Source organism: Streptomyces sp. NPDC055749, assembly GCF_053617235.1.
The window spans coordinates 103,411-109,410 of sequence record NZ_JBSHFH010000025.1 but is presented as its reverse complement, the minus strand read 5'-3'; the positions used below and the strand labels follow the sequence as shown (position 1 = coordinate 109,410).

The 6,000-nt window shown below is 70.1% G+C and carries 7 protein-coding genes; all 7 read right to left on the bottom strand.

Annotation, left to right across the window (positions count from 1 at the left end; genetic code table 11):
• Positions 1-148: 148 nt before the first annotated feature.
• Positions 149-637 carry a hypothetical protein gene (locus ACWGO0_RS20360; RefSeq protein WP_453536521.1) on the bottom strand — a complete coding sequence of 163 codons (489 nt, stop codon included), beginning with the start codon at positions 635-637 and terminating at the stop codon, positions 149-151.
• Between the two features lie 394 nt (positions 638-1,031).
• The gene (locus ACWGO0_RS20355; protein WP_453536518.1) at positions 1,032-1,400 is read right to left on the bottom strand and encodes a cytidine deaminase; all 369 of its coding nucleotides are present in this window, start codon (positions 1,398-1,400) and stop codon (positions 1,032-1,034) included.
• Between the two features lie 62 nt (positions 1,401-1,462).
• Positions 1,463-1,816, bottom strand: coding sequence for an MmcQ/YjbR family DNA-binding protein (locus ACWGO0_RS20350; protein WP_453536515.1), 354 nt, complete (start codon positions 1,814-1,816; stop codon positions 1,463-1,465).
• Entirely contained in the window at positions 1,813-3,096 is a 1,284-nt protein-coding gene (locus ACWGO0_RS20345; protein WP_453536512.1) for a hemolysin family protein, read from the bottom strand. Before ACWGO0_RS20345 ends, ACWGO0_RS20350 begins: the two co-directional genes overlap by 4 nt.
• Entirely contained in the window at positions 3,093-3,590 is a 498-nt protein-coding gene (gene ybeY, locus ACWGO0_RS20340) for an rRNA maturation RNase YbeY (protein WP_328910086.1), read from the bottom strand. The genes ACWGO0_RS20345 and ybeY overlap by 4 nt, the downstream gene beginning before the upstream one ends.
• Before the next feature lie 12 nt (positions 3,591-3,602).
• On the bottom strand, positions 3,603-4,616 hold the full coding sequence (locus tag ACWGO0_RS20335) for a PhoH family protein (RefSeq protein WP_453536508.1): 1,014 nt from the start codon (positions 4,614-4,616) through the stop codon (positions 3,603-3,605).
• A gap of 130 nt (positions 4,617-4,746) precedes the next feature.
• Positions 4,747-5,850 carry a carbohydrate kinase family protein gene (locus tag ACWGO0_RS20330; protein ID WP_453536505.1) on the bottom strand — a complete coding sequence of 368 codons (1,104 nt, stop codon included), beginning with the start codon at positions 5,848-5,850 and terminating at the stop codon, positions 4,747-4,749.
• Positions 5,851-6,000 lie beyond the last annotated feature (150 nt).

Sequence of the window (6,000 nt, the reverse complement as noted above, 5' to 3'; positions counted from 1 at the left end):
CCCAAAACCACTAACCGGCTGCCCAATATCATCTTTCAACCTCCCCCACGGGGGGGCATTATGCGTACCCCCCGGTTACACAACCCGCGGGGGGGCCGCGGCCGCCGTTGGGGGGGGCGCCCGCGGCCGTTGTGCGGCCCGGTCAGGGTCAGCTGACGACGAACGGGCCCGGCGCCTGCGAGGTGACCGCGTCGCACGAGACGGTCGTACCGAAGATCAGGAGCGTGAGCGCCGTACCGCCGAAGTACGAGTCGAGCGTGTCACCTGGAGCGAAAGCGGTGGCGCTGGTCAGCGGCCCGCTGCGGTAGACGCTGAACGCCGCCATGGCGGGGTTGCTGCTGCCCGTGAAGGTGACCGTCGCCGGACCACCGTTACGGGTCAGCTTGAGCGTGGTGGTCGCGGCGCCCGCACCGACGGGGATGGGCGTGACGACCGAGGTGCTGACGGAGATGGTGATGCTGCTGCCCGACTGCACGGCACGGAGGTTGGCGTCGCCACCGCCGAAGCTCCCGCAGTCGTAGTCCGCCGTGGCGTCCGCCGGCGTCACCGCCGCGGCGGCCGGCGCGAGCGCCAGTCCGCTCACGGCGAGGGCGCCCGCGGCAAGCGCCGCACCGATGCCGATTCTGCTGCGTCTCATTCGGTTCCCCTTCCCTGTTCAGGGAGTTGTCGTCTGCCGCACGAGGGCGCACGGTTCCGCGCAGCGGGGTCCCACCGGGCCCGCGGTCCGGTCCTAGGACATGCGGGCACGGCTCTGCAGGGGCTGCGTGGAGGGTGCGCGGACCGTCCGCGGGCGGGGGGCGCGCCGCACGGAAGGCTGGACGGCCGAAGCGGTACGGGGCTGCGGCTCGCGCCCCGGACCCGGCCGTCCGTGAAATCTGACGGTCCGTCGGATGAGCTGCTGTTCATTGATGCGCAGCGGGGCAGCGATTACAAGGGGAAGTCCCTTGATTCTTCAGGGACTTGAGAAGGTTTGACTACTGTCCGGGTGCTCCTGCACGCTCACGGCGGCACGCAGGAGCGCCCGGCGGGGGTCAGCCGGCCGGGGTGGTGAGCCGCAGCGCGCCGTCGGGACCCGCGAGCAGGACGGGAGTCTCCGGCCCGCCCAGGTCGCTCACCGCCGCGCGGTCGGCCTCCGAAGGGGTCTCGGACTCGGTGACCACCGCGGCGGCCTCCAGCGACTTCGCACCGCTCGCCACCGCCATCGCGACAGCGGTCTGCAGGGCGCTGAGCTTCAGCGAGCTGAGGTCGACGGTGCCCGCGACGTACGTACGTCCCGTCTCGTCGCGGACGGCGGCACCCTCAGGCACTCCGTTGCGCGCCCTCGTGGAGCGGGCCAGCGTGATGATCTTGCGGTCCTCGGCGGCGAGTCCGGTGCTCTGGGGGTCGGTGCTCTCGGTCATGGCCCGAGCATAGGCCAGGGCCTGACGACAGGCCCTGGGGGCCATGACCGCGGACCGGCCGGTCAGGGGCGGTCGAGTCGGAGCCGCTCCGCCTTCGGCAGGCCCGCCACCACCAGGTCGCAGGAGTCCTCGATCAGCTCGCGGACCATCCGGTCCGGGAGCCCGGAGACCGTCACGGTGTTCCAGTGGCGCTTGTTCATGTGCCAGCCCGGGACGATCGCGGCGTGGTCCTCACGGAGCCGGATCGCGTCGTCCGGATCGCACTTCAGATTCACCGTCAGCGGGCGCGCGTCCAGCACACTGAGCGCGAACATCTTGCCGAGCACCTTGAAGACCGATGCCTCGGGCCCGAACGGGAACTCCTCCACGCTCGCGTTGAATTCCAGGCAGAACGCCCTGAGCTCCTGCGGTGTCATCCGGACTCCGTCCCCTCCGGTTCCGCGAGCACCGTGACGATCTTGTTCCGGCGGCCCGCCGGGGACTCGGCGGTCAGCCGGAGCCTGCGGCCGTCGGGAAGGTCCACCACCGAGGAGGCGCCCGCGATCGGGACCCGGCCGAGCGCCTTGGCGAGCAGACCGCCGACCGTCTCGACGTCCTCGTCGTCGTACTCGTCGAGGCCGAACAGCTCCCCGAGGTCGCCGATGTCGAGCCTGGCCGTCACCCGGAAGCTGCCGTTCTCCAGCGGCTGGACCGGCGGCAGTTCGCGGTCGTACTCGTCGGTGATCTCGCCGACGATCTCCTCCAGGATGTCCTCGATGGTGACGATGCCCGCCGTGCCGCCGTACTCGTCGATGACGACCGCGACGTGGCTGCGGTCCTGCTGCATCTCGCGCAGCAGATCACCCGCGTTCTTCGTGTCCGGCACGAAGGCGGCCGGCCGCATCGCCGTGGAGACCGGATCGGCCTCCGACTCCCGGTTGATATGCGTCTTGCGGACCAGGTCCTTCAGATACACGATGCCGACGACGTCGTCCTCGTTCTCCCCGGTCACCGGGATGCGCGAGAAGCCCGAGCGCAGGGCCAGCGTCAGCGCCTGGCGGATCGTCTTGTAGCGCTCGATGGCGACCAGGTCCGTGCGCGGCACCATCACCTCGCGTACGAGCGTGTCGCCGAGCTCGAAGACCGAGTGCACCATGCGGCGTTCGTCGTCCTCGATCAGCGACTCCTGCTCGGCCAGGTCGACCATGGCGCGCAGTTCCGCCTCGCTGGCGAACGGCCCCTTGCGGAAGCCCTTGCCGGGCGTCAGCGCGTTGCCGAGGAGGATCAGCAGCTGCGGGATCGGCCCCATGATCCTGGCCAGCGGCAGCAGGACGTACGCCGCGGCGGTCGCCGTGTTCAGCGGGTGCTGGCGTCCGATGGTGCGCGGGGAGACCCCGATGGCGACGTACGAGACGAGGACCATGACGCCCATCGCGACGGCCAGCGCCTCCCAGGTCTCCGGGAACTCCTGCAGGCAGGCGTACGTGACGAGCACCCCGGCCGACATCTCGCAGGCGACCCGCACCAGCAGGGCGACATTCAGATAGCGGGTCGGGTCGGCCGCGACCTGCTCCAGCTTGGCGCTGCCGCGCCGCCCCGCCCGGACCGCCTCGGCGGCCCGGAAGCTGGACGTACGGGCGATGCCCGCCTCGGCGCAGGCCGCGAGCCAGCCGCCGACGACGAGCAGGACGACTCCGGAGAGGAGAGGAACGCTCACGAGACGGTGGGGGCCGGGGAGGGGCCCGTCAGCCCGCGCTCACCGCGCCAGCCGTCGACGATCGCCGCCTGGAGGCCGAACATCTCGGCCTTCTCGTTCGGCTCCTCGTGGTCGTAGCCCAGGAGATGCAGCACACCGTGGACGGTGAGGAGCTGAAGCTCCTCGTCCATGGAGTGCCCGGTCTCCGCCTCCTCGCCCTGCCGCTTCGCGACCTCCGGGCAGAGCACGATGTCACCGAGGAGCCCCTGCGGGGGCTCCTCGTCGTCCTTGACCGGCGGACGCAGTTCGTCCATCGGGAAGGACATGACATCCGTCGGACCCGGGAGGTCCATCCACTGGATGTGGAGCTGCTCCATGGCGTCGCTGTCCACCACGATCACCGAGAGCTCGGAGAGCGCGTGGATCCGCATCCGTGCCAGTGCGTAGCGGGCGATGTCGAGGATCGCCTGCTCGTCGACCTCGGTTCCGGACTCGTTGTTGACGTCGATCGACATGGTGCGCTGTGACTACTTCCCGTTGGGGCTTTCTCGGCTGTCGTACTTCTCGTACGCGTCGACGATACGGCCGACCAGCTTGTGCCGGACCACATCCTCGGAGGTGAGCCGGGAGAAGTGGACATCCTTGACGCCGTCCAGGATGTCCTGGACCTGACGCAGACCGCTCTTGGTGCCGCTCGGCAGGTCGACCTGGGTGACGTCACCGGTGACGACGATCTTCGAGTCGAAGCCGAGCCGGGTCAGGAACATCTTCATCTGCTCGGCGCTGGTGTTCTGCGCCTCGTCGAGAATGATGAACGCGTCATTCAGAGTTCTTCCACGCATGTATGCCAGCGGCGCCACCTCGATCGTCCCCGCCGCCATCAGCCGCGGGATCGAGTCGGGGTCGAGCATGTCGTGCAGTGCGTCGTAGAGCGGGCGCAGATACGGGTCGATCTTGTCGAAGAGCGTGCCGGGCAGGAAGCCGAGCCGCTCTCCCGCCTCGACGGCGGGCCGGGTCAGGATGATCCGGCTGACCTGCTTGGACTGGAGCGCCTGGACCGCCTTCGCCATGGCGAGATAGGTCTTGCCGGTGCCCGCGGGACCGATGCCGAAAACGATCGTGTGCTTGTCGATCGCGTCGACGTACCGCTTCTGGTTGAGGGTCTTGGGGCGGATGGTGCGGCCGCGGCTGGAAAGGATGTTCTGGGTGAGTACGTCGGCGGGGGTCTCGGAGCCGTCCCCGTCGCCGTTACCGCTCGCCCTGAGCATGGCGATCGAGCGTTCCACTGCGTCCTCCGTCATCGGCAGACCGGTGCGGAGCACCAGCACCATCTCGTCGAACAGGCGCTGGATCAGGGCGACTTCCGTCGCGTCCCCGGTAGCGCTGATTTCGTTGCCCCGGACGTGGATGTCGACTGCCGGGAATGCCGTTTCGATCACGCGCAGCAGCGAGTCACCCGATCCCAGGAGCATCACCATGGGGTGTGCGGCCGGAATCCTGATCTGGGCACGCGCCTGCGGCTGTGTGGGTGTCTGAGTCATGGGCCGGCCCTCGGGCCTGCACATACCTCCCGTTGCAGGGTTCTCGCTGCTCGACAACCTCTGGATCACCAAGCCTACGACTCCGCACCGACAACGCAGAAGGATTTTCGAAGCCCGTGCTATTGCCCGTCTACTGGCGGAAGCCGATCGTGGGCACGGCCCGGCGCAGCGGCCATGCGCGGGTCGCGGCGGGCAGCAGGGCCTCCAGGAACGCGTACCGCTCCAGGGCCGCCGGATCCTGGTCGGCGAAGGTGCGCACCCGCTGCCACCAGGCGGCGACCTCCGCCCAGCCGGGGGCGGACAGGGAGCCGCCGAACTCCTGCACGGAGAGGGCGGCGGTCAGCCCGGCGAAGGCCAGGCGGTCGTCGAGCGGCCAGCCCGCGAGGGTGCCGGTGACGAAGCCGGCGACGAAGACGTCGCCCGCGCCGGTCGGGTCGAGGGCCTCGACCTCGATGGCGGGCACCTCGGCGGTGGTTCCGGTCGTCCCGTCGACGGCGTAGGCGCCTTCCGCACCGAGGGTGACGACGGCGAGCGGTACGCGTTCGGCCAGGGCGTGGGCCGCCGCGCGCGGGCAGTCGGTCCCGGTGTAGCGCATCGCCTCCTCCGCGTTGGGCAGGAAGGCCGCGCAGTGTTCGAGGTCGGGCAGGGCGTCCAGGTCCCAGCGGCCGGTCTCGTCCCAGCCGACGTCGGCGAAGATCAGGGCCCCGTTGCGTGCGGCGGTGGCCACCCAGGGCTCACTGCGGCCGGGGACCAGGGAGGCGACGGCGGCGCGGGCGCGCGGCGGGCAGTGCGGGAACGTCCGGCCCGGGACCGTGTCCGTCGCGGGGGCAGGCGCCTCGTGGCCGTGCGAGACCATGGTCCGCTCGCCCTCGTACGCCATGGAGACGGTGACGGGCGAGTGCCAGCCGGGCACGGTGTACGACATGGAGAGGTCGATGCCCTCGCCCTGTTCGAGCGCGTCCCGGCAGTACTCCCCGTAGTGGTCGTCGCCGAAGGCCGCGGCCATCGAGGTACGCAGGCCGAGCCGGGCGAGCGCGGTGGCCATGTTGGCGACGCCGCCGGGGCTGGAGCCCATGCCGCGCGCCCAGGACTCCGTACCGCGCACGGGGGCGCTGTCCAGGCCGGTGAAGACGATGTCGAGGAAGACCGTGCCCGTCAGGAAGACGTCGCACGCCGGGTCCTGCGGGACGCGCAGCCCCACGAGCGGGTCGATGCCTGTGTTGCCTGTGCTCACCGTGCGCTCCCGGTCGTGCCAGATCTGAACAGTGCGAGATCCGGCCAGTGTGCCCGATGCAACTCCGCATCCGGGTAGTGCGCGCCGCACTTCCTTGCCCTGACCTGCGCAAACATGCGCAGCTACCCGCCCCTCACGACAGTAAACGCA